A 21424-nucleotide genomic window follows, 5' to 3' on the forward strand; every position below is an offset into this window, starting at 1 on the left:
GATCGAATCGACCTGAAATCATCCGGCTCTAAATCAAAGAGATAGAGCATGATGTCGTCCGAAAACCGCTTCACACTTTTCGGCATCATGCTCTAGCAAACCACGAAGCGCCCGCGATTTGACCGCTCAAAGTCCACTCAAACTGAAAGTCCAGCCAGCTGAGGTCACTGCGGTGCTGCGCCGCATCCTGGCCGAAAACGGTAGTGAATATCGCTGGACCTATGTCGTTGCCGTCGGCTGCCTGCTGATTGTTTCCGCCACCACCGCCTTCACGGCGTGGATCATGGCCCCGATGATCAACGAGATCTTCTACGAACGACGCGGCGACATGATCGTCTGGATCTGCGCCGGGTTCATGGCCGCCTCCGTGCTGCGCGGCTTCGCCGGTTACGGCCAGGCGGTCGCGTTGGCCAAGATCGGCAACAATCTGGTCGCCCGCTACCAGAAGCGCAGCTTCGACCATCTGATGAAGCTCGGCGTCGACTTCTTCAACGATACGCGTTCCGGTCGGCTGGCGGCACAGGTCAACGAGAATGTCGGCGGCGTTCGCGATCTGCTGTCGCTGACGCTGACCTCCATCAGCCGCGACGCGGTCTCGCTGATCGCCCTCGTTGGCGTCATGATCTACCAGGATCCGGTGTTGTCGCTCAGCTCGCTGCTGATCGGGCCGCCGCTGATCTGGGCCGTCGTCTACATCACCCGCCGATTGCGGCGCATCAACCGGGAATCGGTGCTGATCAACTCGCGGCTGAACGGGTCCGTACAGGAGGCCACGCAAGGCATCGCCATCGTCAAGGCCTTCACCCTGGAAGCCGAGCTGGCGCGCCGGATCGGCATCATGGCCGATACGGCCGAGCAGCGTAACAACAAGATCGCCCGGGTCGCGGAGCGGCTGTCGCCGATTTCCGAGATTTTGGGCGGTCTCGCCATTACCTCCGTCCTTGCCTATTCCGGCTACCGGGCGCTGGTGCTCGGACAACCACCAGGCGCTGTGTTTTCCTTCATCACCGCGCTGATCATGGCCTACGATCCGGCACGGCGCCTGGCTCGTACGCAGGTCGGTATGGAACGTGCCCTGGTCAACGCCCGGATGATTTACGAGCTGCTCGACCTGGAGCCTAAACAGGGCGATGCGCCCGACGCGGTCGAAGCCAGGATCACCACCGGTGAGGTTCGCTTCGACAATGTGACGTTCGGCTACAGCGCCGACATGCCGGTGATCAGGAACCTGAGTTTCACCGCCGCGGCCGGCAAGGTTACGGCGGTGGTCGGGGCCTCGGGTGCCGGCAAGACGACGCTCGTGGCGCTGCTGCAGCGCTTCTACGATGTCGACAAGGGTTCGATCGAGATCGATGGCCAGGACATTTCCAAAGTCACCAAGCACTCGCTGCGCGGCTCGATCGCCTATGTCTCGCAGGCGCCCTATCTGTTCGAAGGCAGCATACGCGACAACATCCGTTTTGGCCGACTTTCGGCGACCGACGCCGAGATCGAGCGGGCGGCGGTGCTGGCGGCGGCCGACGAGTTCATCCGTCAGCAGCCGCAGGGCTACGACACGCCCGTCGGCGAGGGCGGCTCGACACTTTCCGGCGGCCAGCGCCAGCGCGTCTCGATTGCGCGGGCGATCGTGCGCAACGCGCCGATCCTTTTGCTCGACGAAGCGACCTCGGCGCTCGACAACGAGGCCGAGGCGCGCGTCCAGGAGGCGCTGACCCATGTGATGGAAGGGCGCACCACCATCGTGATAGCGCATCGCCTGTCGACGGTCGTCAACGCCGACCACATTATCGTGCTTGAAGAGGGGCGCCTGGTCGAGGAAGGCACCCATGCCGCACTGATGGCCGATCCAAACAGTGTCTACGCCCGCTTCCACCGCATTCAAGGCAAGAACGGACTGGGGCTTGTCGACGACTCGAAGCCCGTCCAAACTCCGGTCCGGCGCAGCCGCGCCAAGAAGGCGGTGGGGAGAACAGCATGAGCGAATCCAGCGAAATGGGCCTGGTGGTGGTGGGGGCGGCCGGCCGCATGGGCCAGACGCTGATCCGCGCCATCCATTCGATCCCCGGCGCCCGCGTCGTCGGCGCGGTCGAACGAACCGGATCGCCCTATCTCGGCAGGGATGCGGGCGAGCTTGCCGGCATCGGCATCATCAATGTGACGATCGGCGACGATCCGCTGCCGGTGTTCGCCAAGGCCGACGGCGTGCTCGATTTCACCATGCCGGCAGCCACCGTCGAATTCGCAGGCTATGCCGCGCAGGCACGCATTGCCCATGTCATCGGCACCACCGGCTGCTCGGCGGAAGACGACGCCAGGATCGAGGCCGCGGCGCGCCACGCGACGATCGTCAAATCCGGCAATATGAGCCTCGGCGTCAATCTTCTGGCGGTGCTGGTCGAGCAGGCCGCGCGCGCGCTCGGTCCAGAGGATTTCGACATCGAGATCCTCGAAATGCATCACAAGCACAAGGTCGACGCGCCCTCGGGCACCGCCTTGCTGCTCGGCGAAGCGGCGGCGGCGGGACGCGGCATTTCTCTTGCCGGCAACGATGTGCGGTCACGCGACGGCCATACCGGCGTGCGCAAGCCAGGAGCGATCGGCTTTGCCAGCTTGCGCGGTGGCTCGGTGGTCGGCGACCACAGCGTCATCCTGGCCGGGACCGGCGAGCGCATCACGCTGTCGCACCATGCCGAGGACCGCGCCATCTTTGCCCGCGGCGCGGTCAAGGCCGCGCTCTGGGCGCGCGGTAAAAAGCCCGGACTTTATTCCATGCGGGACGTGCTCGGCTTGAGCTAAACTATCCATAATTTTGAAGGAGCAAACATGTCGGGAACTCTCGTGCTCGTGCGCCACGGCCAGAGCGAATGGAACCTGAAGAACCTGTTCACCGGCTGGCGCGATGTCGACCTTACCGAGCAAGGCCACAAGGAGGCCAAGGAAGCCGGCCAGAAGCTCAAGGCACGCGGCTTGAAATTCGACATTGCCTTCACCTCGGCGCTGATCCGGGCGCAGAAGACCTGCCAGCACATTCTCGACGCGGTCGGCCAGAGCGATTTGAAGACGATCCGCGACCAGGCGCTGAACGAGCGCGACTACGGCGACCTCTCCGGTCTCAACAAGGACGACGCGCGTCAGAAGTGGGGCGAAGAGCAGGTGCACATCTGGCGCCGCTCCTACGACGTGCCGCCGCCCGGCGGCGAAAGCCTGAAGGACACCGGCGCTCGCGTCTGGCCCTATTATCTTCACGACATGCAGTCGCATGTGCTGAAGGGCGGCACCGTGCTGGTCGCCGCGCATGGCAATTCGCTGCGCGCACTGATCATGGCGCTGGACGGCAAGAGCGGCGAGGAGATCGTCAAGCTCGAGCTCGGCACCGGCGTGCCGGTGATCTACGAGCTCAACGCCGATTCCACTGTGGCGTCGAAGGACGTGCTGGAGGGGTGAGGTTTTCGGCCAGCGCATTCGCCAAGTCGGCGCTGCCCCTCATTGCCCTGCCGGGCAGTTCTCCCGGTGTAGTGACGGGGAGAAAGGGCTGGCCGCAGCCTCGGCGCTCTTCTTGTGACGCAGGTGACCGGCGAAAATCATCGATGGAGAGCGCCCCTCTCCCCGTCACTGTGCGGGGAGAGGATGCCGGCAGGCAGGTGAGGGGCGGCGCTGACCCCCGGGAAACTAAGCCGGCAGGCAGCGGCCCTCGAAAAAGCGCGTTGACACATATCGTTTGCCCGCTTACATGAGCCCGCACCAGCCCAGATGGCGGAATTGGTAGACGCGCACGGTTCAGGTCCGTGTTCCGCAAGGAGTGGAGGTTCGAGTCCTCTTCTGGGCACCAAATTCCCGTTTCGGATAAGTCCGAAATGATTTAGACGCGAAGCAAAAAAGCCCGGTTCCCGGGCTTTTTTGCTGATGGATGACAGATAGTCCAGCGGAGGGTCAATGCGGCGGGCGAACCGCTTTCATTGCTTCTTCTTCGAGTGTCTGGAGCTTCTCCCGAATCTCCTCCGGCTCGGCATGCTCCAAGCCGACGACATCGTTTCTGGTCTCATTCAGCGAAACGATAATCTCATCAAGCTTGGCGTGGATGGCGGCCGTGTCGCGGTAACCCTGGATCAGCACAACGCCGGTGATCACGATGGCCGCTACCGACAATGCGTAGGTGACCACATTGGTCAGGCCGAATGGCACCAACGCAGTACAGAGCAGCATGGCTACAAGAAGGACATAGAAGCCCGGTGGCCGGGATAGAAAGTCGCCCATCACAAAGAGGAAGCGGTTCATATCCAGGCCGCGGTCAAAAATGCCACGAGTGCGGTGACGGCTACGCAAATTGGAATTGCCGCGAGTAAGGCAGCTTCCAGGACCCAAGTTTCCTTGTCGCTAAACATCAGACATCCTCCCGTTCAGAAAACGGCTGCCCGTAGAGCCTTCACAGCTCAGCCACAGCCCGCCGCTCCAGACCGGAGCGGCGGGCTCGCGCGTTACTCGATGATCTGCACGACCTTGCGCGTGTCGGGATCGACGAGAACCGCATGATCTCCGACAACCGTATACTTGTAGCGCACATCCGGAACGTCGATTGCGTGGAGCTCGACAGTGTCTGGAAGTGCCGTGCCGACATTGAGTTCGACGCCGAGCAAACTGACTGAGGCCAGCTTCTGCTTATGGATATATTCGCGAACGACCGTCTGTTGTTCGGGCTTGAGAACAATAACGTCCTCGGCAAACGAGGTGCCGATGCCCGCCATAAGGACGAGGGCGCCGGCGGCGCTGACGAAATATCTGGTCATGGGAATTTCCTTTTCATAGGTCAGTTCGGAAGCGTGGATACGAGCAGATCAGCCGCCACTCGCAGGGGCTGGGGCAGGTGCCGCAGGCTTTGCGGGTGCAGCCGGAGCTTCCACCTTTGGCGCTTCAACCTTGACGTTGATATCCTTGCCGCCGTCGCCGCGGATATTGATGACGCCGGTAAAAATAAGCAATACTACGACTGCAATAAGTGCAAGAACAACAGCAATTGCAGTGCCGCCCCCACCACCAGAATTAACAACAGTTGGGCCGTCGGCCATGTGTTCCTCTCCTGTTTTATTTAGTTGCATTTGGGAAACGCCTGCCCCACTTGAACGTTCCGCTTCGGGACTTGGGTCTTAGCTGATATCCGACTTTGGTCTGGTTCGCCGCAGACTGAAGTCACAGGAACAATCTGGCTGATCTCAAGTTCGGTCCCTCGGCGAACAGGCGTGGTGCCGTCGCCGGATTACGCGAGGAGAAAACCATGAAAATCCACTTTGCAAGTGCCGCTGCAGGCTTGTTGCTTTTGGCTGAGGTCGGCGCCGCCGCAGCTCAGGATGTCGTCATCACACCGGAGCAGGATACGGTCGTCCGCGAATACGTAAAAAAGCAGCCGCTGGCTTCGGTGAAGATCCCGGGCGTGGAGCTGAACGTCGGCAGTGCCTTGCCTGATACGGTCGAGCTGCACGAAGTTCCCAACGTCAAATACCGCTACGTCGTGGTCGACAACCGCACCGTCCTGGTCGATCCCAGCACCCGGAAAATTGTGAAGGTCTACGACTGATCGAATAGCTGCCGCCCGCCGCCGGCCATGGCGGCGGGCAGCGGATTTCACATTGCGCTCCAGGATGATCGAAGATGATCGATGACGTCGAGACATCGCCAGCCCTTGATACCCGCCTGGGTTCTCTCAGGGCGAGAATGCGCGATGCGCGCATAACAGAGGCCGACATGAAGACCTTTCAGAAAGTCGCATCCATCATGGTTGGCGGCAGTGGCCGCATCAGCGGCGATGACCTGATTGCAGCGTCGTTCGTCCTCGAGGACCAGCCGGAAGGCTTGTGAGGCGGAGTACTCACGTGTGCAGGCTCTCGCAACGCTGGTCCCAAGTCCAAAGCGTTTGCGAAGTACAATCGCCGAACCGGTTCAAACCTGCTATCAGGTGCCTTGGGCCAGCTTCTCGCCCTGGTGCTGAACACATTCCTGCTGCCGGCGCTCGCGGCGATCCTGTTCATATCTGCGGTCAAGATCTGGAAGCCCGCTAAATCGATCCCCCTCCTGGATGTCATCCAGATGTCATACGCCTTGGCTATGTGGCGATAAATCTGGATTTGTGGATACGTGAACAAAGAGACCGCCCTTGTCGCGCCCGCGGCGCTTGGCCAGGATACAAGGCTGGAGGTTTTCCGGCTGCTGGTTCGGGCCGGTGTCGAAGGCGTGCCCGCTGGCGAGGTCGCGGCGCGCTTAAGCATCGTCCAGAACACCATGTCGGCGCATCTGAAGATACTCGGCCATGCTGGGCTGGTCCGCGCTGAGCGCGAGGGGCGCACCATTCGCTATGTCGCCAACATGACCGGTTTCCGTGACTTGCTTGCTTACCTGATGGAGGATTGCTGTAACGGTGCGCCGGAGCTTTGCCCGTCGGTAATCCAGGCGGTGACTTGCAATTGTTAAGCTGAGTGAATGCCAGGGGGAGGAAGCCATGAGCGATCAGATTTACAATGGGTTGTTCCTGTGCACCGGCAATTCGGCGCGGTCGATCCTCGCGGACGCGATGCTGAACCGTGTCGGCGCCGACAGGTTCAAGGCCTTTTTTGCCGGCCCCCATTCGAAGGGTTCGGTCCATCCCTATACGCTGCAGCTTCTGAAGACCGTTTGCGACAACGCAGCCAATGAGTCCTGTCCCGTATGGCCCGGTCAGCCGATGACGTCTCATTGGGGGAGCCCGTTCACGCAACCGTCGAGGCAATCTTCGTCAGCCTGCCGATGAATACGGTCGATAAGCTTGCCTTGCAGAAGCGCCTGAAATGAGATCGGTCGCAATCACCCCAATGCAGGCTGAGCAGCATGGCCACTGATTTGTCCCGACGCCTCGCCGCCGAAGCGCTCGGCACCACCATGCTGGTTGCCGCCGTTGTCGGTTCGGGCATCATGGCCGATCGCTTGACCGACGACGTGGCGCTTTCGCTCCTCGGCAGCACGATCCCGACCGGCGCTATTCTGGTGGTGCTGATCACCATTCTTGGGCCGATCTCCGGGGCGCATTTCAATCCGGCCGTCACGCTGGTGTTCGCGCTTCGACGTGAGATTGAAGCCAGAACAGGGTTGGCTTACACTGTCGCCCAAATTCTGGGTGGCGTTGCCGGAACGTTCCTAGCTCACGCGATGTTCGAACTGCCGATCCTGCAGGTGTCCGAAACCGTGCGAACCGGAAGCGGCCAATGGATCGCAGAGTTGGCGGCCGCCTTCGGCTTGGGGTTCACCATCCTTGCCGGCTTGCGCTTTCGCAGTGATGCCATTCCCTGGCTGGTCGGGCTCTACATCACCGCCGCGTATTGGTTCACGGCATCGACCTCGTTCGCCAATCCGGCGGTCGCCATTGCGCGCGCGTTTTCCAACACGTTCGCCGGGGTCCGGCCGCTCGATGTCCCGGCCTTCATCGTCGCCGAACTACTGGGCGCGCTGCTCGCCGTGGCTCTGGCCGGCTGGCTGCTTTCAGAACCCAAACCCGAGTCACAGATGAAAGCTGCGCAATGACCATCACCATCTATCACAATCCCGATTGCGGCACCTCGCGCAACACCCTGGCGATCATCCGCCAGTCCGGCGAAGAGCCGGAGGTGATCGAGTACCTCAAGACGCCTCCTTCGCGCGAAAAGCTGATCGAGCTGATTGCGGCGATGGGGATGACACCGCGCGATTTGCTGCGCGAGAAGGGTACCCCCTTTGCCGAACTCAACCTCGGCGATCCCAAGTGGAGCGACGACGAGATCCTCGATTTCATGCTGGCGCATCCGATCCTGATCAACCGGCCGATCGTGGTGACGCCGCTCGGCGCCATGCTCGCCCGGCCGTCGGAAGCCGTCCTCGACATCCTTCCAAATCCGCAGATCGGCGCCTTCACAAAGGAGGACGGTGAGGTCGTCACGAATGCCGAGGGCAAACGCGTCGTCCGAGCAACGCGTTATTTCGACGGCAATCGAAACAACGCTTGATTGCGTCGGTCACTGGCGTATTGTATTTCGATGAGACTCGAACAAGCAGCAAAACAGCTCGAGGCGCTCGGCAATCCGACGCGGCTGAACCTCTATCGCACACTGGTCAGGGCCGGTGCAGCCGGCAGGCCGGTCGGCTATCTGCAGGAAAGTCTCGGCATCGCCGCATCGACGCTGTCGCACCATCTGCACCGGCTGATCCTGACCGGCCTCGTGACTCAGGAGCGGCAGGCAACGACGCTGATCTGTCGCGCTAACTATCCCATCATGAACGACCTCATCGGCTTCCTCGCCGACGAATGCTGCGCCGACGTCGCCTGCAATCCTGCCGAAGGCGAGGCCGCGGCATAATTTTTGGTTCTATTTCGATAATCCCGGAAGGATGGAAACTATGGTTTCTCGAAGCGATCTCCCCGTTGCCATCATCGGCGCCGGTCCTGTTGGCCTGGCGGCAGCCGTCCATCTGCTGAAGCAGGGCCTGCCAGTAAAGCTCTATGAATCGGGTAGCGAAGTTGCGTCCGCCCTGCGGGATTGGGGTCATGTCAAAGTGTTCACGCCCTGGCGCTACTGCGTCGACCAGGCGGCGCGAAAATTGCTCGAGGTCCATGGCTGGCGCATGCCGGAGCCAGAGGCATTCCCCACCGCCACCGAGCTTGTCGAGCATTACCTGGAGCCGCTTGCCAAGCTGCCGGAACTGACGCCGGTGATCGAAACCGGCGCCCGCGTCGTTGGCATCTCGCGTTGGGGCGCCGACAAGGTGTTGAGCAAGGCACGCGGGACGCGGCCCTTCATGCTGGTGGTCGAAACGGCCAATGGCACAAGGCGCGATCGCGCCTGCGCCGTGATCGATGCATCCGGCACCTGGCAGACGCCAAATCCGCTCGGCGCGGGCGGAATCGCGGCCGAGGGCGAGGCCGAGAATGCCGGCCGTATCGCCTATGGAGTTCCTGATATTCTCGGCCGTGACCGCGCTCTTTATGCCGGCCGCACGACGCTGGTTGCCGGCTCGGGGCACTCGGCCGCTAATGCCTTGCTCGACCTCGCCACACTGGCCGATGCCGAGCCCGGCACGGCGTTCATCTGGGTAACGCGCGGCACCGACCTCGTGCGCATCTATAGCGGCGGCGACGCCGATGCCTTGCCGGCGCGCGGCGAGCTTGGCGCCGATGTTCGCGACCTGGCGGAAAGCGGCCGCGTCTCGCTTGTGACAGGATTTTCAACCGTCGCCATCCGTGCCCAGGAAGATCGCTTGATCGTCGAAGGCGAGACGGCAGGCGGTTTGCGCCAGGTAGGCCCTATCGACCGCATCATCGCCGCAACCGGGCAGCGCCCCGACCTCTCGCTGACCAGGGAGCTCCGCCTCGACCTCGATCCGTGGCTTGAAAGCGTCAAGGCACTGGGGCCGCTCATCGATCCCAACGAGCATTCCTGCGGCGATGTGCCGCCGCATGGCCATCGCCAGCTCAGCCATCCCGAGCCCGATTTCTATACGGTCGGAATCAAGAGCTACGGCAGGGCGCCGACCTTCCTGCTGCTGACGGGTTATGAACAGGTCCGCTCCGTCGCCGCCGCGCTTGCCGGCGATATGGCTTCCGCCGACGTAGTGCAACTGGTGTTGCCGGAAACCGGGGTCTGTACGGTGCCGTCTTCTGCACTTGGCGCTGCCTCCAAAGGCTGTTGCGGCGGCCCGGCAGCAAAGGAGGCGGATGCGTGCTGCGTCGCCGATGCCGCCGCAAAAGCTGTCGGCAAGGGTGGGTGCGGTTGCGGCGTTGCCGCGTGAGCTTGCTGCCATCATCGACCGCCGGCGTGCGCAGCCGCGGCACGATCGTCACGGCGCTTGGCCTTACACAGATCATGGCGTGGGGCTCCTCCTACTACCTGCCGGCCGTCATTGCGCCGGCAGTGTCGGCTGAGACCGGCTGGTCGTTTCCTTGGGTGATCGGCAGCCTGTCGCTCGGCCTGCTCGTCGCGGGCCTGATCTCGCCGCATGTCGGCGCCGCGATCGAACGCCATGGAGGGCGCGTGACGCTGGCCTTCAGCGCCCTCTGCCTCGGCTTCGGCCAACTCGTCCTCTCCGTGTCTGCTAGTCTGGCTGTTTTTGTCATCGGCTGGCTGATCATGGGTTTTGGCATGGGGGCCGGCCTGTACGACGCGGCCTTCGGCACGCTTGGCCGTCTCTATGGCCGCAACGCTCGCTCGACCATTACCAGCCTCACCCTGTTTGGCGGCTTCGCCAGCACCATGTGCTGGCCGATTTCGGCCTTTCTGCTCGACACGTTTGGCTGGCGCGGCGTGTGCCTGGTCTATGCTGCGATCCAGCTTTGTATGGCGCTGCCGGTCTATCTGCTCATCTTGCCACGCGGCGTTCCCGCCGAAACGACGCCCGCAGCCGCCATTGAGCCCGAAACGGGTCTAGCGCCGCGAACCCTGCCGCTTATGGCCACGCTTGCAGCAAGTATCACCCTGTCCGCCGTCATTTCCTCCACCCTATCGGTTCATCTGCTGACTATCCTGCAATCGGCCGGCCTGGCGCTGGGCGCGGCGGTCGGCCTCGGCGCGCTGGTCGGCCCGTCCCAGGTCGGCGCCCGCGCGGTCGAGATGGCGATCGCCCGCTATCACCATCCGATCTGGACCAAGCTGGCGTCGGTGACTTTTGTGGTCATAGGCGTGGCGACGCTCTGGACCGACCTGCCTGTCCTGCCGGGCGCTCTGATTTTCTACGGCGCCGGCATCGGCCTGGAATCAATCGCGCGCGGCACGCTGCCGCTCGCCCTGTTTGGCGCCACCGGCTATGCGAAGCTGATGGGCCGGCTCGCCATGCCGAGCTTGATCGCCCAAGCTGCGGCGCCGTCCGTAGGCGCGCTGCTCTTGCAGCATACCGGTGAACGCGGACTGCTGACGGCACTGCTCGGGCTCGCCCTGATAAACATCGCACTGGTCGGCGCGCTGTTTGCCCTGCAACGCGGGGCTATGCGGCGTGCTCGCACAAGTTAGCTCCAGCTTGAGGCACGGCGTGAAGTCTCGGTGCTTGCCCCCACGATGGCGAGGTACGAAGTCAAAAAGCGGTCAATGTGCTTAGCGATCTACAGTCGACTTCAGCCGCCGTTTCGAATGATGGCGCCCCGCGATCACGAGATTTGTCGATAATAATCGATATAAGGCTGTATTCGCGACTATTCGATCGCTCTTCCATAGTGGGCGATTAGATAAGATTGGAAATGATATCCCAGATCGGAGGAGATCGATCCATTCGGGCCGGCATCAGCATGATTGAACCGCAGCTACCGCAAGTTGACAGCGATCATCGGGCGGATCTGGTTTGGTACGAAGTCTTAATACGTCTCACCTAAGGTCCAACTTTGACTTCGGGAGCGCGACGTTCGACAGACATATCTCCGCAGGTTACATTCGCCAGTCAGACAGCGCTCCGCACTCGAATGGATGTCTCTGAATGCCGGGCCTCACGCCTTCACGACCGCACCCGAGAACCTTGGGATGGATGGGCACGACAGCGCTCGCCATGGGTGGCAGCAATCAAAGCCTGTTTCTGATTGCCGCCCTTTTTGTCGGCCAGGGGAATATTCCCGGTCAAGGAAGCGCCGCGGTTCCTTTGCTGGTTGTTGGTCTGCTTCTAAGCTGGGCCGCCGCACCGGCGTGGACCGAATTGGTTCTCATGTGGCCAAACCGCGTCGGCGGTATCTCCGCAGCGTGCGCCGAAGCCTTCCGACCTTACAGTCCCGTTCTCTCGGCTCTGACGGGCACCTGCTATTGGTGGGGTTGGGTGCCGACCTGCGGACTGACAGCGGTTCTTTCAGCGTCTGCAATACAGCAATGGTACCTGCCGGGCCTCCCCGTGGAGGCGGTCGCCTGCGGGCTCATCGCATTCTTTACGGCGGTCAACCTGTGTGGAATCAAGTGGGTGGTCCAACTGGCGATCCCGATCGCCACTGCCTCCGCGACGCTTGCGTTTCTCTCATCCCTCGTCCCGGTCATCAGTGGCTCGGTCGACTGGCGGCAGGCGACGGATTTTGCCCTGACCAGCCCGTTTACCGGCCTGTTCGGCGATATCACGTCGGTGATGGCGGGACTGTACCTGATCGGGTTTGCCGCACCGGCATTTGAGGCTGCAGCCTGCCATGTTGGCGAAACCATCGATCCCAACCGCAACATTCCTCTGGCGATGTGGGCCAGCGCCGCAATGGCGGGCGTCTATTTCCTGGTCCTGCCGGTTGTCTGGCTGGGTGTGCTCGGACCGGAGCCGCTCGGCACCGACCTCGCCATAGCTCTCGGGCCCACCTTTGCGCCCTTGTTGGGGAGTTTCGGCAAGGCGGCCGCCATCTGGCTCATCATGCTGAACATGTTCCATGGAACGTTGCAGCCATTGGCAGGCGCCGCGCGGACCCTTGCGCAGCTGAGCGAAGACGGCCTGCTGCCGAGCTTCCTGGCCAGGCGCACCTCAACAGATTGTCCCTGGGCGGCAACGCTGCTCACAGCTGCCGCGGCAATCGGCTTCATGCTGTGCGGGTATCCGCTCTGGATGATCGCCGCGGCCAATTTTACGTACCTGATCAGCATCTGCATGCCAAACATCGCAGTCTGGCTATTGCGCCGTGACAGTCCCGAAGCCGAGCGACCCTTCCGGGCTCCCAGGGGAACGATCATCCTTGGCGTAGGCGCGGCTGCAATATGGCTGTTGACCGCCATACTGGGATTTCAGCAATTTGGCCTTCCGACCGTCCTGTTCGGTCTGGCTTTGGCATATTCGGGTGCTGCGCTCTACGCCTGGCGCACGATGGAGGATCGATACGCACTCGGTCTACCCTTGCTGCCACATACGCTTCACCTGAAGCTTACCGGAGCCATGCTTTTTGTGCTCGTGCTTGACGGTGCCGGCTATTTTCTGGCGATCGGCAGCGTTCCCCAAGGCGACACTTCATTGGTCGCCGCGCTGGAGGACATTTTTGTCGTTGTCGCGCTGCTGACCATCAGCGTTGGCCTGATCTTGCCGGGAATGATCACCCATTCGGCGACCGAGGTGAGCAACGCGGCAAAGCGTCTGACATCCGGAACGCTGAAGGATTTCTCTCTTGCCATGGTCGCCCTGGGGCGGGGAGACCTCGCTGCGGCGCATGCCTCCGTGAACATCATGCCGGTTACGGTAAACTCTCGTGACGAACTTGGAGAGATGGCCGAAAGCTTCAACCTGCTCCAGGACAAGGTGAGGGAAGCCGCCCACGGCCTGGACGACGCGCGCGAGAACATGAACGTAGCGCGCACCGAACTGATGGCACGGCACGAGGAAATCGCGCATCTCGCGCACCACGATCCGCTTACCGGCCTGGCGAACCGAGCCGCGCTTGCAGCACACCTGGCCACGACGCTCGAGCGTGCAAAAGCAACGCACGCCAGCTTTGCCGTCTTCAGCATCGACCTTGACCATTTTAAAGAGGCGAACGACGTTTTCGGGCACGCCGCCGGCGACGATCTGCTTTGCACCATCTCCCGGCGTCTCCAAACCGCGGCGCCTGAGGCGTTTATCGCGCGCATGGGCGGCGACGAATTCACGGTTGTCCTGGCCATGGATGACCGGTCCGCGAGTGCCAAGGATGTTGCGGACCGTCTGTTCGAATCGGCGGCAGGCAAATTCGAAATCCGGGGCCAGCACATTTCGATCGGGGTGAGCATCGGCGCGGCGATCTATCCGAAAGACGGAGAGAATGCCGCGGCGCTGATGGCAAATGCCGACGCAGCGCTCTACCGGGCCAAGGCGGACGGTCGCCGAATGGTGCAATTCTTCGACCCTGAGATGGATAAGCGACTAAGAGAGCGCTACGCCTTGCAGCGAGATTTGCGCTCTGCGGTCGGCCATGGCGAACTTGTGCTTCATTACCAGCCGCAAGCCAGGATGGACGGCGAAATCTTCGGTTTCGAGGCACTCGCCCGATGGCACCATCCAAAGCATGGGCTCATCTCCCCAAACGCGTTTGTCTCGCTTGCCGAACAGGATGGCACGATCGTTGAGATAGGTGAATGGACGCTCAGGCAGGCGTGCAGAGACGCGGCCTCCTGGCCCTCACCGCTGCAGATCGCCGTCAACCTCTCTCCCGTGCAATTCCGTTTCGGGGACCTGGTAGGCCTCGTTCATTCTATCCTCTACGAGACCGGCCTTGCTCCGGGGCGGCTGGAACTGGAAATCACGGAAGGGGTTCTCATCCGCGACCGGGCAACCGCCTTGTCGGTTTTGCGGAGGTTGAAGGCGTTGGGCGTCAGGGTCTCGATGGATGATTTTGGCACCGGGTATGCCTCGCTGTCCTCGTTGCAGGCGTTTCCCTTCGACAAGATCAAGATCGATCGCAGTTTTGTTTCGGGTGTCGGCTCGAATGTCCAATCGGCCGCCATCGTGCGCACGATACTCAGCCTGGGGAATGCGCTGGCCTTGCCTGTCATCGCGGAGGGTGTCGAAACAGAGGACGAGCGTGCCTTCCTGATGAAGGAAGGATGTCCCGAAATCCAAGGATATCTGGTGGGGCGCCCGCATCCGATAGCGCTCTACAAAGATGTGACGAATGGGCTTTCGCCGGGATCTGCGTTCGGGGAGCCCGAGGATACCACCGCACCCCAGGCGCTTGGCGTAACGCGATAGCCGCGGCGCCGTTCGTCGGCGCGCTGCTCCTGCAGCATACTGGTGAGCGAGGACTGCTGGCGGTACTGCTCGGGCTCGCCCTTATAAAGGTCGCACTTGTCGGCGCACTGTTTGCCTTGCAGCGCGGGGCCATGTGAGGCATCCGCACGAGTTGGTGCGGGAACCAACCTGCCCTCCCGGCCAGGCGCTTAACAAACCACTTCAAACCCGGCCGTCTCGGCGCTACGCTCGCACCTATGGCCCCACCCACCCAGCCGATCACCGTCACCCGCCGCGACCAGATGTTTCCCATCCTGGGCGACGCCGATATCGAGCGCATGCGCCGGTTCGGCGAGGCGAGTTCCTATGCCGCCGGCGAGCATATCGTCACCGCCGGCACCGTAGCGCCGGGGCTGATCGTCATCCTGTCGGGCACGGTCGATATCACCCAGGATGTCAGGCCTGGCCGGCGCGAGACCATCGTCACTCATGGTCCCGGCAATTTCATCGGCGAGCTGGCGCAGCTTTCCAGCCGGCCGTCGCTGGTCAATGCGGAGGCGGCCGAGCCGGTCGAGGCCTTCGTCATCCCCTCGCAGCGGCTGCGCGACCTGATGGTGCAGGAGGCAAGCCTTGGCGAGCGGATCATGCGGGCGCTGATCCTGCGCCGCGTCGGGCTTCTGGAAAGCGGCTCGAGCGGGCCGGTCGTCATCGGCCCGGCCGGCAATGGCGACACGCTGCGGCTGCAGGGATTTCTGCGCCGCAGCGGCCAGCCGCACCGCGCGCTCGATTCCGACAGCGACCCGTGCGCCAAGACGCTGATTGAGCATTTTCATGTCGACCCGCACCATCTGCCGATCGTGCTCTGCCCCAACGGCAAGCTGATGCACAATCCCGGCGAAACCGAACTTGCCCGCTGCATCGGCCTGCTGCGGCCGATCGATCCCGACATGGTCTATGACGTCGCCATTGTCGGCGCCGGACCGGCGGGGCTGGCGGCCGCGGTCTATGCGGCATCCGAAGGGCTGTCGACCATCGTGCTCGATTGCCGCGCCTTCGGCGGCCAGGCCGGCGCCTCCGCGCGCATAGAGAACTATCTGGGTTTCCCCACCGGCATTTCCGGCATGGCGCTGATGGCGCGCGCCTACAACCAGGCGCAGAAATTCGGCGTCGAAATAGTCATCCCCGACGAGGCCAAGCTGCTCGGTGCAGCAGGCGAGGGCTACACGCTTACCGTCGGCGACGGTGAAAGCCTGCGCGCACGCACGGTGGTGATCGCCAGCGGCGCGCGCTACCGCCGCCTCGACGTCGCCAAGCTGGCCGAGTTCGAGGGCACGTCGGTGCATTACTGGGCCTCGCCGATCGAGGCGCGGCTATGCACAGGGCAAGAAGTGGCGCTGGTCGGCGCCGGCAATTCGGCGGGGCAGGCGGCGGTCTATCTCGCCAGCCAGGTCCGCAAGGTGACGATGCTGGCGCGCCGCGGCGGCCTCAGGGAAACCATGTCGCGCTATCTGGTCGAGCGTATCGAGGCGCAACCCAACATCGAGGTGCTTGGCGAGACCGAGATCGAGGCGCTGGAAGGCGAAGGCGGCAATCTCACCCAGTTGCGCTGGCGCAACCCCGGCGGCGTCGAGACGCGGCCGATCCAACATCTCTTCCTGTTCATCGGCGCCGACCCCAACACCGATTGGCTGGCTGGGTGCGATATCGCGCTCGACGCCAGGGGTTTCGTGCGCACCGGCGCCGACATAGGGGCGGGCCAGATGGAGACCAGCCGCAGCGGCGTGTTCGCCATCGGCGACGTGCGCGCAGGCTCGGTCAAGCGGGTCGCCGCCGCCGTCGGCGAAGGCGCCCAGGTGGTGGCTGCCTTGCACGCCTATCTCGCGCGACCCAACGCAGCAGCGCCCGAACTGGACAGGAGAGCATAATGGATGAATGCAAACACACGCGCGACATTAAGACGGTGACGCCGAGCGCGCTCGGTTGCGAGGAGTGCCTGAAGAGCGGCTCCATGTGGGTGCATCTCAGGCTGTGCCGCACCTGCGGCCATGTCGGCTGCTGCGACGACTCGCCCAACCGCCACGCCACCAAGCATTTCCACGCCACAAAGCACCCGATCATCGAAGGCTACGACCCGCCGGAAGGCTGGGCATGGTGCTTTGTCGACGAGGCGTTCATCGACCTGGAAGGCGACGTGACGCCTCAGAACGGCCCGATCCCGAAGTTTTTCTGAGGCGGCCGACTGTCGGCCGACCGCTGCGCCTATTTCACCGAGCCAGTAACCGTGCGGTCTATGGCATTGGGATTGTGGTCGTTGCCGGCAAGTGCGGCAATGATCAGAAGACTGGCGACGACCGGGACGAACAGGATGGCCACGCGGGCCTGCACATAAAAAATGGCGCGCCATTCGCTGCGCTTTTCCGGGTTGTTGTCCATCATACTCACTCTCGCCATGCCTCCCCAGGCGGGACATAGCGGCGAAGGGTTAAGCAAAGGCTGCTGAATGTGTTAACGCGCGGCGGATTGGGATTTAATCTCGACGGTCAGCGCCGCCCCTCATTGTCATCGGTACGCATCTGGTACGCCTACCCCCGCAGCGCCTGGTCCAGGTCGGCGATCAGATCATCGCCATCCTCTATCCCCGACGACAACCGCACCAGCGAATCCGAAATGCCGATTTCCGCGCGCTTTTCCGCCGGGATCGAGCCGTGCGTCATCAGCGCCGGGTGTTCGATCAGGCTTTCGACGCCGCCGAGGCTTTCAGCCAGCGTGAACAATTGCGTCCGTTCGAGGAAGCGTTTGGTGCCGGCGAGGTCGCGGTCGAGGTCGACCGAGATCATGCCGCCGAAGGCATGCATCTGTTGGACGGCGATGGCGTGCTGCGGATGGCTGGCCAGGCCGGGATAGACGACGCGGCGCACATCTTTTCGCGCCTCCAGCCACTGCGCAATCTTCAGGCCGTTCGTGGAATGCCGCTCCATCCTGAGCGCCAGTGTCTTGATGCCGCGCAGCGCGAGAAAACTGTCGAAGGGACCGGAGATGGCGCCGATGGCGTTCTGCAGGAATTTCAGCTGGGCGGCGAGATCCTTGTTGTCGCCGACGATGGCGACGCCGCCGACCATGTCGGAATGGCCGTTGAGATATTTTGTCGTCGAATGGACGACGATGTCGATGCCGAGTTCAAGCGGCCGCTGGATGTAGGGGCTGCAGAACGTGTTGTCGGCGACCGTCAAAACCCCTTTGCGCCTGGCGAGTGCCGCAACGCCTTCGAGGTCGACGATGCGCAGCAGCGGATTGGTGGGCGTTTCGACCCAGAGCAGTTTCGTCTCCGGACGGATAGCGGCTTCGACAGCGGCGAGGTCGGTAAAATCGACGAAGGAGACCTGCAGATTGGCCGAGCGCTTGCGCACCCGCTCCATCAGCCGGAACGAGCCGCCATAGATGTCGTCGGTTGCAACGATATGGGCGCCGCTGTCGAGCAGCTCGAGCACGGTCGAGATCGCCGCCAGGCCGGACGCGAATGCAAAGGCGGCCGAGCCGCTTTCGAGATCGGCCACCGCGCGCTCGAAGGCGAAGCGGGTCGGGTTCTGGCTGCGGGCGTACTCAAACCCCTTGTGCACGCCGGGCGACTGCTGGCCATAGGTCGAGGTCGCGTAGATCGGCACCATCACCGCGCCGGTCAGCGGGTCATGGCTCTGGCCGCCATGGATGGTGCGCGTGGAAAAAGCCAGGCGGTTCTTGCCCGATGGGGGTGTTTCAGCAGTCATCGTGCGCGCCTTAAATGGTTGATCAGGTCGATACGGGTTATCAGGCCGACGAACTCGTCGCCATCGAAGATGATGGCGACCTCGTTGCGGTCGAACACCGGCAGCAGCGCATCCAGCGTCTGGCTGGCCTGCAGCGTGTGCAGATTGGAGGTCATGGCGGTGCGCACCGGAGCGTTGAAGCGGTCCCAGCGGCCTTCATAGGGGCCGTCGACCTTGGCCAATATATCGCCCTCATCGATAATGCCGACCAGCTTGCCGTTGTCCAGCACCGGCAGCTGCGAGACATCGGAGCGGCGCATGCGGCCATAGGCGTTGAGCAGGCTTTCGTCGGGGCCGACATAAACGGTGTCGCCGGTGCGGTGCGAGCGCATGACGAGGTCGCGCAGATCGCCATGCTGTTCCTGTTCGGCCAGCCCCTGCTCGGCCAGCCAGAAATCGTCGAACACCTTGGACAGATATTTGTTGCCGCTGTCGCAGACGAAGGTGACGACGCGTTTTGCTGTCGTCTGCTCGCGGCAATAGCGAAGCGCGGCCGACAGCAGCGTGCCGGAAGACGAGCCGGCGAGAATGCCTTCCTTCGAAAGCAGGTCCCGCACGGCCAGCATGCTCTGCTTGTCTGGGATGGAATAGGCTTTCCTGACCAGCGACAGATCGGCATTGGGCGGCACAAAATCCTCGCCGATGCCTTCGACGGTCCAGCTGCCGGCCTCTTCCATCTTGCCGGTCTTGATCAGCGGCGCCAGCACCGATCCGACGGGATCGGCCAGCACCATTTCGGTCTTCGGCGATGTTCTGGCGAAGTAGCGGCCAAGCCCGGTCAGCGTACCGCCGGAGCCGACGCCGACGACCACGGCGTCGAGGTCGCCATCGAGCTGGGCAAGGATTTCCGGTCCGGTGGTGGTCTCATGCGCCTCGGGGTTGGCCGGGTTGGCGAACTGGTTGGCGTAGAAGGCGCCGGGCGTTTCCGATGCGATCTTCTCGGCCATGTCCTGGTAATATTCGGCATGGCCCTTGCCGACATCGGAGCGCGTCATGCGCACTTCGGCGCCGAGCGCGCGCAGATGCTGGATCTTTTCGCGCGACATCTTGTCGGGCACGACGAGGATGATGCGGTAGCCCTTGGGGATGCCGACCTGGGCGAGGCCGAGGCCGGTATTCCCGGCGGTCGCCTCGACGATGGTGCCGCCGCGCTTGAGCTTGCCTTCCTTCTCGGCCGCGGAAATCATAGACAGCGCAATGCGGTCCTTGATCGAGCCGCCTGGATTCTGGCTTTCGAGCTTGATGAACAGCCGGCACTTGCCGGTGTCGAATTTGGTCAGTTCGACCACCGGCGTCTGGCCGATGAGGTCGAGCACCGAGGCGTAGGGCGGACGCAGGCGGGATAACGCGCCGTCCGAACTGCCTGGCGCAGCTTTTCCGTGCTCGCTCATATCGATGTGCTCCCTTGAACAAGCGACCGCCTCGGGGGCAGAGCGGCAGCGTAGCTTCTTTTCCGGCCGTTTGCAGTCGGAAAGAAGGTAGATCGTGCCAATCAACCGGCGAGAGGGGGAATGGAATTCCAGTTTTAGGCCGGCTTTGGACTCAAGCCCAACACCCTCCGTAGCGATCCTTCCCACCCCCCTCTGAGGGGCGTGCTATCCCACCGACGTCAACAGCTTTACCCCAGCAGCTGCTTGCTCAGCCGCGCACACTGGACTCGGATATCGGGGATGGCGTCGATCTCGAAGAAGGTGCCGCGGGTCAGCGGCCCGACGGCGAGGATCTTGGCCGATGCGGTGCCGTCGCCGGCGATGATTTCGCATTTGGCTGTGACATCGAGACCAAGCCGCAGCGGGTCGGGCCGCGCCAGGCCGCGGTCGACCAGCGAGCGCACGACGCTGTTCGACGTCGTCGAGATATCGCGGGCGATGCCGGTGCAATCATAGATGCGGGCGACCTGCAGCGTTTCCAGCGCCTTTGTGTGGCGGGACTGGATGCCGACGGTGAATCCATCGCCGGCCTCGATGCCGACGACACGGCCGGCGACCGGGCGGATGCGGCCGGTGCGCACCGCCTCGGTGACGCGGGCATGCACCTCGGGCGCCAGCCGATGGCGATGGATGTCCCACCAGGCCTTGGTGTGCTCGACGAAGCGGCGCTTGGCCGAGGACGGCCAGTTCTGCCAGATCTTCTGGTTGAAGGGTCGCAGCCCATCGACGACGTCGCGCCAGTCGATGCCGGCCTTCTGGTTTTCTCGGATCAGGTCGCGGAACCAGCCGACGAAATAGGAGAGCTGCGTGCCGAGCGGAATGTCGGCGACGTCGAGCTTGATCGGGTTGCCCTTGCGGTGCGGCGACGGCCTCCGGCCGCGCCGCGACACGGCGACGATCTCGCCGCGATGGCCGCGCTGCTCGAGCGACAGGAAGGCATCGACCATGCTGAGCCCGGTGCCCAGCACCAGCACGCGGGCTTCAGGATCGAGCGCGGTGTCGGCCTCGGTGCCCATGCGGATGGCGTGGCCCTGGCCGGCGCCGGGCTGCTCGTCATGGCCGGTGGCAAGCACCGCCAGATGCGCGACGACGCTGGTGCCGTTGGCCAGCACCACTTCGACACCGGACGATGTCGGCGAGATCGACAGGCTTTCCTCGCGAATCAGCCTGAGACGGCCGGTTTCCTTTTCGCGCGCTTCGAGTTCGTCGAGCACTTCCTTGAGGTAGCGGGCATAGACGCTGCGCGGTGCATAGAAGGGTGTCTGCGGCGTCTGTTCCTGGCTTATCAGGCCGCGCCCCTGCAACCAGCGCCAGAAATTCAGGGGATCGTCGGCATAGGCGCTCATCCCCGCGGCGCTGACATTCAGCACGTGCGCCGATAAGAGCGTCGAATAGGCGATGCCCTGGCCGAAATGCGGACGCTTTTCGATCAGCGTGACGCGAAGGTCCGGGTTGGGCGACTTCAGCAGATGCGCGGCAAGCACGACGCCGCTGGCGCCGCCGCCGACGATGATGATCGAGCTGCGGATGATCGAATTGGCGCGCGCGACGCTCATGCGAGCACGCTCA

Annotated in this window: 21 protein-coding genes, 1 tRNA gene and 1 pseudogene; 16 read left to right on the forward strand and 7 right to left on the reverse strand. The window is 63.0% G+C overall.

Annotation, left to right across the window (positions count from 1 at the left end):
* Positions 1 to 118: 118 nt before the first annotated feature.
* From NKJ80_RS25445 to NKJ80_RS25460, 4 genes are all read left to right on the forward strand, one after another.
* Entirely contained in the window at positions 119 to 1978 is a 1860-nt protein-coding gene (locus NKJ80_RS25445) for an ABC transporter ATP-binding protein (protein WP_023681221.1), read from the forward strand.
* The gene (gene dapB, locus NKJ80_RS25450) at positions 1975 to 2796 is read left to right on the forward strand and encodes a 4-hydroxy-tetrahydrodipicolinate reductase (protein ID WP_352498532.1); all 822 of its coding nucleotides are present in this window, start codon (positions 1975 to 1977) and stop codon (positions 2794 to 2796) included. The genes NKJ80_RS25445 and dapB overlap by 4 nt, the downstream gene beginning before the upstream one ends.
* Before the next feature lie 27 nt (positions 2797 to 2823).
* On the forward strand, positions 2824 to 3444 hold the full coding sequence (locus NKJ80_RS25455; RefSeq protein WP_023749686.1) for a 2,3-bisphosphoglycerate-dependent phosphoglycerate mutase: 621 nt from the start codon (positions 2824 to 2826) through the stop codon (positions 3442 to 3444).
* 300 nt (positions 3445 to 3744) lie between these two features.
* Positions 3745 to 3829: transfer RNA gene (locus NKJ80_RS25460), tRNA-Leu, on the forward strand.
* A gap of 101 nt (positions 3830 to 3930) precedes the next feature.
* Here NKJ80_RS25460 and NKJ80_RS25465 read toward each other — a convergent pair.
* The 3 genes from NKJ80_RS25465 to NKJ80_RS25475 form a co-directional block, all read right to left on the reverse strand.
* Entirely contained in the window at positions 3931 to 4275 is a 345-nt protein-coding gene (locus NKJ80_RS25465; protein WP_023672069.1) for a low affinity iron permease family protein, read from the reverse strand.
* Positions 4276 to 4475: 200 nt separating this feature from the next.
* Positions 4476 to 4784 (reverse strand): DUF1236 domain-containing protein, encoded by a 309-nt coding sequence (locus tag NKJ80_RS25470; protein ID WP_023672071.1) that lies wholly within the window; start codon positions 4782 to 4784, stop codon positions 4476 to 4478.
* A gap of 48 nt (positions 4785 to 4832) precedes the next feature.
* A complete protein-coding gene (locus NKJ80_RS25475) occupies positions 4833 to 5093 on the reverse strand; it encodes a hypothetical protein (protein WP_245262541.1) in 261 nt (86 codons plus the stop codon).
* Between the two features lie 176 nt (positions 5094 to 5269).
* Between NKJ80_RS25475 and NKJ80_RS25480 the strand changes: the two genes are divergently transcribed.
* The 12 genes and pseudogenes from NKJ80_RS25480 (at position 5270) to NKJ80_RS25535 (ending at position 16852) form a co-directional block, all read left to right on the forward strand.
* Positions 5270 to 5569, forward strand: coding sequence for a DUF1236 domain-containing protein (locus NKJ80_RS25480; RefSeq protein ID WP_352498533.1), 300 nt, complete (start codon positions 5270 to 5272; stop codon positions 5567 to 5569).
* Between the two features lie 74 nt (positions 5570 to 5643).
* The gene (locus NKJ80_RS25485) at positions 5644 to 5850 is read left to right on the forward strand and encodes a hypothetical protein (RefSeq protein ID WP_023681214.1); all 207 of its coding nucleotides are present in this window, start codon (positions 5644 to 5646) and stop codon (positions 5848 to 5850) included.
* 276 nt (positions 5851 to 6126) lie between these two features.
* Positions 6127 to 6459: an ArsR/SmtB family transcription factor gene (locus tag NKJ80_RS25490; RefSeq protein WP_352498534.1), complete on the forward strand. Its 333-nt coding sequence runs from the start codon at positions 6127 to 6129 to the stop codon at positions 6457 to 6459.
* Positions 6460 to 6487: 28 nt separating this feature from the next.
* Positions 6488 to 6847: pseudogene (locus NKJ80_RS25495) on the forward strand (arsenate reductase/protein-tyrosine-phosphatase family protein).
* A 5-nt stretch (positions 6848 to 6852) separates the two neighbouring features.
* Positions 6853 to 7542: an aquaporin gene (locus tag NKJ80_RS25500; protein WP_352498536.1), complete on the forward strand. Its 690-nt coding sequence runs from the start codon at positions 6853 to 6855 to the stop codon at positions 7540 to 7542.
* Positions 7539 to 8000: an arsenate reductase (glutaredoxin) gene (arsC, locus tag NKJ80_RS25505; RefSeq protein WP_352498537.1), complete on the forward strand. Its 462-nt coding sequence runs from the start codon at positions 7539 to 7541 to the stop codon at positions 7998 to 8000. Before NKJ80_RS25500 ends, arsC begins: the two co-directional genes overlap by 4 nt.
* A 30-nt stretch (positions 8001 to 8030) precedes the next feature.
* Positions 8031 to 8351, forward strand: coding sequence for an ArsR/SmtB family transcription factor (locus NKJ80_RS25510; RefSeq protein WP_352498538.1), 321 nt, complete (start codon positions 8031 to 8033; stop codon positions 8349 to 8351).
* A 40-nt stretch (positions 8352 to 8391) separates the two neighbouring features.
* Positions 8392 to 9780 carry an NAD(P)-binding protein gene (locus tag NKJ80_RS25515; RefSeq protein ID WP_352498539.1) on the forward strand — a complete coding sequence of 463 codons (1389 nt, stop codon included), beginning with the start codon at positions 8392 to 8394 and terminating at the stop codon, positions 9778 to 9780.
* Positions 9777 to 10994, forward strand: coding sequence for an MFS transporter (locus tag NKJ80_RS25520; protein ID WP_352498540.1), 1218 nt, complete (start codon positions 9777 to 9779; stop codon positions 10992 to 10994). The genes NKJ80_RS25515 and NKJ80_RS25520 overlap by 4 nt, the downstream gene beginning before the upstream one ends.
* A gap of 457 nt (positions 10995 to 11451) precedes the next feature.
* Positions 11452 to 14643, forward strand: a complete 3192-nt coding sequence (locus NKJ80_RS25525; protein WP_352498541.1) for an amino acid permease — start codon at positions 11452 to 11454, stop codon at positions 14641 to 14643.
* A 236-nt stretch (positions 14644 to 14879) separates the two neighbouring features.
* On the forward strand, positions 14880 to 16547 hold the full coding sequence (locus NKJ80_RS25530; protein WP_023816134.1) for an FAD-dependent oxidoreductase: 1668 nt from the start codon (positions 14880 to 14882) through the stop codon (positions 16545 to 16547).
* Positions 16547 to 16852: a UBP-type zinc finger domain-containing protein gene (locus NKJ80_RS25535; protein WP_023672079.1), complete on the forward strand. Its 306-nt coding sequence runs from the start codon at positions 16547 to 16549 to the stop codon at positions 16850 to 16852. Before NKJ80_RS25530 ends, NKJ80_RS25535 begins: the two co-directional genes overlap by 1 nt.
* 29 nt (positions 16853 to 16881) lie before the next feature.
* Here NKJ80_RS25535 and NKJ80_RS25540 read toward each other — a convergent pair whose 3' ends face one another.
* From NKJ80_RS25540 to NKJ80_RS25555, 4 genes are all read right to left on the reverse strand, one after another.
* Positions 16882 to 17058, reverse strand: a complete 177-nt coding sequence (locus NKJ80_RS25540) for a hypothetical protein (RefSeq protein WP_081725472.1) — start codon at positions 17056 to 17058, stop codon at positions 16882 to 16884.
* 146 nt (positions 17059 to 17204) lie between these two features.
* Positions 17205 to 18386, reverse strand: a complete 1182-nt coding sequence (locus NKJ80_RS25545; RefSeq protein ID WP_023702430.1) for a trans-sulfuration enzyme family protein — start codon at positions 18384 to 18386, stop codon at positions 17205 to 17207.
* Positions 18383 to 19816, reverse strand: a complete 1434-nt coding sequence (locus NKJ80_RS25550) for a pyridoxal-phosphate dependent enzyme (protein ID WP_023710333.1) — start codon at positions 19814 to 19816, stop codon at positions 18383 to 18385. Before NKJ80_RS25550 ends, NKJ80_RS25545 begins: the two co-directional genes overlap by 4 nt.
* Before the next feature lie 227 nt (positions 19817 to 20043).
* Positions 20044 to 21411, reverse strand: coding sequence for an FAD/NAD(P)-binding protein (locus tag NKJ80_RS25555; protein WP_352498542.1), 1368 nt, complete (start codon positions 21409 to 21411; stop codon positions 20044 to 20046).
* Positions 21412 to 21424 lie beyond the last annotated feature (13 nt).

The organism is Mesorhizobium sp. M0030 (assembly GCF_040323695.1).
Lineage (GTDB): Bacteria > Pseudomonadota > Alphaproteobacteria > Rhizobiales > Rhizobiaceae > Mesorhizobium.

What these genes read in the sequence shown, in the direction of transcription:
- dapB (WP_352498532.1), top strand. Translation starts at nt 1,975, where the DNA reads ATGAGCGAATCCAGCGAAATGGGCCTGGTGGTGGTGGGGGCGGCCGGC.
- NKJ80_RS25470 (WP_023672071.1), bottom strand. Translation starts at nt 4,784, where the DNA reads ATGACCAGATATTTCGTCAGCGCCGCCGGCGCCCTCGTCCTTATGGCG.
- NKJ80_RS25555 (WP_352498542.1), bottom strand. Translation starts at nt 21,411, where the DNA reads ATGAGCGTCGCGCGCGCCAATTCGATCATCCGCAGCTCGATCATCATC.
- NKJ80_RS25535 (WP_023672079.1), top strand. Translation starts at nt 16,547, where the DNA reads ATGGATGAATGCAAACACACGCGCGACATTAAGACGGTGACGCCGAGC.
- NKJ80_RS25455 (WP_023749686.1), top strand. Translation starts at nt 2,824, where the DNA reads ATGTCGGGAACTCTCGTGCTCGTGCGCCACGGCCAGAGCGAATGGAAC.
- NKJ80_RS25525 (WP_352498541.1), top strand. Translation starts at nt 11,452, where the DNA reads ATGCCGGGCCTCACGCCTTCACGACCGCACCCGAGAACCTTGGGATGG.
- arsC (WP_352498537.1), top strand. Translation starts at nt 7,539, where the DNA reads ATGACCATCACCATCTATCACAATCCCGATTGCGGCACCTCGCGCAAC.
- NKJ80_RS25530 (WP_023816134.1), top strand. Translation starts at nt 14,880, where the DNA reads ATGGCCCCACCCACCCAGCCGATCACCGTCACCCGCCGCGACCAGATG.
- NKJ80_RS25540 (WP_081725472.1), bottom strand. Translation starts at nt 17,058, where the DNA reads ATGATGGACAACAACCCGGAAAAGCGCAGCGAATGGCGCGCCATTTTT.
- NKJ80_RS25465 (WP_023672069.1), bottom strand. Translation starts at nt 4,275, where the DNA reads ATGAACCGCTTCCTCTTTGTGATGGGCGACTTTCTATCCCGGCCACCG.
- NKJ80_RS25545 (WP_023702430.1), bottom strand. Translation starts at nt 18,386, where the DNA reads ATGACTGCTGAAACACCCCCATCGGGCAAGAACCGCCTGGCTTTTTCC.
- NKJ80_RS25485 (WP_023681214.1), top strand. Translation starts at nt 5,644, where the DNA reads ATGATCGATGACGTCGAGACATCGCCAGCCCTTGATACCCGCCTGGGT.
- NKJ80_RS25515 (WP_352498539.1), top strand. Translation starts at nt 8,392, where the DNA reads ATGGTTTCTCGAAGCGATCTCCCCGTTGCCATCATCGGCGCCGGTCCT.
- NKJ80_RS25510 (WP_352498538.1), top strand. Translation starts at nt 8,031, where the DNA reads ATGAGACTCGAACAAGCAGCAAAACAGCTCGAGGCGCTCGGCAATCCG.
- NKJ80_RS25480 (WP_352498533.1), top strand. Translation starts at nt 5,270, where the DNA reads ATGAAAATCCACTTTGCAAGTGCCGCTGCAGGCTTGTTGCTTTTGGCT.
- NKJ80_RS25500 (WP_352498536.1), top strand. Translation starts at nt 6,853, where the DNA reads ATGGCCACTGATTTGTCCCGACGCCTCGCCGCCGAAGCGCTCGGCACC.
- NKJ80_RS25550 (WP_023710333.1), bottom strand. Translation starts at nt 19,816, where the DNA reads ATGAGCGAGCACGGAAAAGCTGCGCCAGGCAGTTCGGACGGCGCGTTA.
- NKJ80_RS25475 (WP_245262541.1), bottom strand. Translation starts at nt 5,093, where the DNA reads ATGCAACTAAATAAAACAGGAGAGGAACACATGGCCGACGGCCCAACT.